Raw genomic sequence first — 3,705 nt, 5'->3', positions numbered from 1 at the left:
GGTGGCGGGGGAGGGGGATGTGGGGGTTGCTGCTGCGTTGTTCCGGGAGTACCTCGGGTTTTACGGCGTCGTCGTCGAGGACGACGGGCGGCCTCGGGAGTTTCTTGCCGAGAGGATGCGGAAGCGGGAATCCGTGGTGCTGCTCGCCGAAGTGGGTGGGGTGACCGTGGGGTTCGCGCAGGTGTATCCCGGGTTCTCCTCGCTGTCGATGAAGGCCGCCTGGTTGCTCAGTGACCTTTACGTGGCGCCCGACGGGCGGCGTGCCGGGGTCGGGCGGGCGTTGTTGCGGGAGGTGCTGCGGCGGGCCGAGGAGGCCGGGGTGGCCGGGGTGCAGTTGGAGACCGGGTACGACAACAAGGTCGCGCAGGCGCTGTACGAGGCCGAGGGGTTCGAGCGCGAGGAGTTCCATCTGTATTTCCACGGGCTCGGGCGCTGAGCCGTGGCGACCGGGGCGGGTCGTTGCTCGTGGCAGGGCCCGCCCCGGGGTGCCTACGTCAGCCAGCCCTGCTGGACCGCCCGGACCCCGGCCTCGAAACGGCTGCGGGCGCCGAGGCGTTCCATGAGGGTGGTGGCGATGCGGCGGGCGGTGCGGTGGGAGACGCCGAGCCGTTTGGCGATGGCCTCGTCGGTGTGGCCGTCGGCCAGGAGCTTGAGCGCGGTCAGCTCGGTGTCGGTCGGGCCGTCGCTCTCGCGGCGGGTCTTCTCGCCCAGCGGCTTGCCGTTCTCCCAGACGCTCTCGAACAGCGCGCACAGCGCGGTCAGCGTGCCGTCGCCGGTGAGGACGACGGCGCCGGCGGCGGAGTTCTCGCTGCTGACCGGGACGATCGCGGTGGCGCGGTCGGAGATGATCATGCGGAGCGGCAGCGTCGGAACGGTGCGGGCCTGACGGCCGAGCTCGCTCAGCCACTCCGCGTAGGCCACGCTGTGCGGGCTGTTGCGCACGCTGTCGAGGTAGATCGTCCGCATGCGGACACCCCGCTCCAGGAGCGCCTCGTCCAGCGGACGGGATGCTTCCAGGTTCTCCTTGGTCTGCTCCCCGTCGGGAGCGAAGATCATCACCTCTTCCTTGGTGTCGCGGGTGAGCGTCGCGATCCGGTCGCGGATCTGGTCGAGGCCCACCAGGTGTTCCACACCCGGCTGCGCGGTGTCCGGCCGTAGGGCCGCGTACTCCGAGATGAGCTGCGCCGCGGCCGCCCGGGACGCCTCCACGCGCTGCTGCTGGGCGGCGAGTTCGGCCTGCTGGCGGGCCAGCAGGATCTCCATGCCGACGTCCGGGCTGACCGCTCGGATCCGGCCGGGGTCGTCGTACGACGGCCGGACGAGGGCCAGTTCGCTCAGCTGGTCGAGGCTGGAGCGAATGACGTCCTCGGGCAGGTCGAGGCGGTCGGCGAGCGCCGCGACGCCCTCGCCGGGATGGGCGAGCATGGCGCGATAAACGGTCTCTGTGTGCTGGTCAAGACCCAACAGGGTCAACAATTGAGGCCCCCCTCCCCTGATCTTTCACGCCGATAATCGCACGGATCTTCGGGTGCGCGGAGACCGGATCTTCGATTGGCCGCTTCGGTCCACGGACCCAACCGGCCAGGTCGAAAGGGGCGTTGCGGACGCCGACTCTTGGCACCCTCGGGTGCATGTATCTGATCCACGCCCACCTACGGGCGCCCACCGGTGCATCCCTGCCCTACGACGCCGCACGCCGTGCCCTGGCGCTCGCCCGGCCCGAGGAACGGATCGAACACGTCAGCGCGCACCCGCTGGCCCTGCCCCACCCCGTGCTCGGCTTCTACGTCCTGGCCGACTCGCTGGACACGGCGGAGGGGCGGGTGGCCCAGGTGTGCCTGCGGCTGCTGCGGGACTGCCACGAGCTGGCCGGATGGGTCCTGCACCGGGCCGAGGCGCCGTTGGTGGCCCCATTGGGCCAAGGCCTGTTGGGGCCACGGGAAACCTCTTCCGAGCGTTCCGGCCTGCGCCGAAAGTAGTGATCGCCGGCAGGGAGAGCGCCGGCGGGAACGAACGAAAGAACGAACCAAGCAGGTACGAGCCGGCACCACGTCACCGCGGGACGCGGGGCCGGATCCGTCCAGTGCAACCAGCCGGTGCCGTCGCACGCCGACGCACGCTCAGCCGAAGGGTCACCTCGTCATGATCGCCACCCGTATCGCCCAGGCCGCCGCGGTCCTCGCCCTCTGCGCCGGTTCGCTCCTGGTCGGAGCCACCGCCGCGCAGGCGGGTGACATGGGCTGGCAGGCCCCGCCGGCCGGTGCCGTGGCCGCCGACCCGGGCCGGCAGTTCGCCCCCGGCGCCGCGACCGTCAACGGGGACATGGGCTGGCAGTAGCCGCCGCTGCCGGTACGGTCACTTGGCGTCGGCGTAGCACTGCACGGTGGCCGTGGTGAACGGGAAGCGGACCGGGGTGTCGCCGAAGGCGATGCGGCCCGCGCGGTCGGCGGCGGCGGTGATCGCCGCGGCCACGGCCTCGGCCTCCTCGGCCGGGCAGTGCACGATCACCTCGTCGTGCTGGAAGAAGACCAGCTCCGCCCGCATCCCGGCGGTGGCCTGGCGCAGGGCGGCCAGCATCAGCAGGGCCCAGTCGGCGGCGCTGCCCTGGACGACGAAGTTGCGGGTGAACCGGCCGCGGGCGCGGGTGTTGGTCGAGGCGTAGCCGGGGACCCAGCCGTCGGGGTCGGCGTCGGCGTCGGTGTCCGGGTCCCGGCCGGCGGCCGGCACCGGTGCGGGTACGGCGTCCTGCTGCGGCAGGCCCGCCTCGTCCCGGTCGGCGTCGGTGGCACCGGCGGGGGGCGGGCAGGTGCGGCCGAGCCAGGTGCGGACCAGGCGGCCCTCTTCGCCCGCGCGGGCGGCGTCGTCGACGTACGCGACGGCGCGCGGGAAGCGGCGGCGCAGGGCGGCGAGGTTCTTCAGGCCGTCGCCCGAGGTCTGGCCGTACACGGCGCCGAGCACGGCGATCTTGGCCTTGTCGCGGTCGCCGGAGAAGCCCTGGCGGGAGATGGAGGTGTAGAGGTCCTCGGCGCGCCCGGCGACCTCCATCAGGCCCGGGTCGCGGGAGATCGCGGCCAGGACGCGGGGCTCCATCTGGGCGGCGTCGGCCACGACCAGGCGCCAGCCCGGGTCGGCGACCACGGCCCGGCGGATGACCTTGGGGATCTGCAGGGCCCCGCCGCCGTTGGTCACCCAGCGGCCGGTGACCGTGCCGCCGGGGACGTACTCGGGGCGGAAGCGGCCGTCGTGCACCCAGTCCTTGAGCCAGGTCCAGCCGTGGGCGGTCCAGATCCGGTAGAGCTTCTTGTACGCGATGAGCGGTGCGACGGCGGGGTGGTCGAGCTCCTGGAGCTCCCACCGCCGGGTGGAGCGGATGCGGATCCCCGCCTGGGCGAAGGCCTTGATCACGTCGGCCGGGAGGTCGGGGCGGACGCGGCGGCCGAAGGCGGCGGAGACCTCGTCGGCGAGCTCGGCGAGGCGGCGGGGCTCGCCGCCGCCGGCGTAGCGCTCGCCGAGGAGTTCGCCGAGGACCGCGCGGTGGACGTCGGCCCGCCAGGGCAGGCCGGCGGCGTGCATCTCGGCGGCGATCAGGAAACCGGCGGACTCGGCGGCGGTCAGCAGGTGCATCCGGTCCGGGTGGGCGGTGGCGCCGTGGCGGCGCTGCTGTTCGGCATAGACCGCGCGGAGGGCGTCGGGGGAGACGGGGGC

5 protein-coding genes are annotated in these 3,705 nt (G+C 73.2%); 3 read left to right on the top strand and 2 right to left on the bottom strand.

All coding sequences use genetic code 11. The features are described 5' to 3' along the window. The first annotated feature begins 1 nt into the window (after position 1). Positions 2 to 436: a GNAT family N-acetyltransferase gene (locus EF918_RS33725; protein ID WP_125652696.1), complete on the top strand. Its 435-nt coding sequence runs from the start codon at positions 2 to 4 to the stop codon at positions 434 to 436. A 53-nt stretch (positions 437 to 489) separates the two neighbouring features. Here EF918_RS33725 and EF918_RS33720 read toward each other — a convergent pair whose 3' ends face one another. Beyond that, complete coding sequence (locus EF918_RS33720; protein WP_125652695.1) at positions 490 to 1,476, bottom strand: LuxR family transcriptional regulator; 987 nt, start codon at positions 1,474 to 1,476, stop codon at positions 490 to 492. Between the two features lie 155 nt (positions 1,477 to 1,631). Here EF918_RS33720 and EF918_RS33715 point away from each other — a divergent pair, with 155 nt between their 5' ends. Both EF918_RS33715 and EF918_RS33710 read left to right on the top strand, forming a co-directional pair. Next, complete coding sequence (locus EF918_RS33715; RefSeq protein ID WP_125652694.1) at positions 1,632 to 1,979, top strand: hypothetical protein; 348 nt, start codon at positions 1,632 to 1,634, stop codon at positions 1,977 to 1,979. Positions 1,980 to 2,142: 163 nt separating this feature from the next. Continuing rightward, positions 2,143 to 2,337 (top strand): hypothetical protein, encoded by a 195-nt coding sequence (locus tag EF918_RS33710; RefSeq protein WP_125652693.1) that lies wholly within the window; start codon positions 2,143 to 2,145, stop codon positions 2,335 to 2,337. An 18-nt stretch (positions 2,338 to 2,355) separates the two neighbouring features. Here EF918_RS33710 and EF918_RS33705 read toward each other — a convergent pair. Further along, positions 2,356 to 3,705, bottom strand: a 1,350-nt coding sequence (locus tag EF918_RS33705; RefSeq protein ID WP_125652692.1) for a bifunctional 3'-5' exonuclease/DNA polymerase, incomplete at its 5' end; no start/stop codon positions are given.

The sequence above is a fragment of the Streptomyces sp. WAC06614 genome, from assembly GCF_003949795.1.
Classification (GTDB): Bacteria; Actinomycetota; Actinomycetes; order Streptomycetales; family Streptomycetaceae; genus Streptomyces.
Note: the sequence above shows the minus strand (reverse complement) of the source record. Positions and strands in the feature narration are given on the sequence as shown.

Bases quoted from the DNA above. Each gene is read 5' to 3' on its own strand.
- EF918_RS33715 (WP_125652694.1), top strand. From the start codon at position 1,632: ATGTATCTGATCCACGCCCACCTACGGGCGCCCACCGGTGCATCCCTG.
- EF918_RS33710 (WP_125652693.1), top strand. From the start codon at position 2,143: ATGATCGCCACCCGTATCGCCCAGGCCGCCGCGGTCCTCGCCCTCTGC.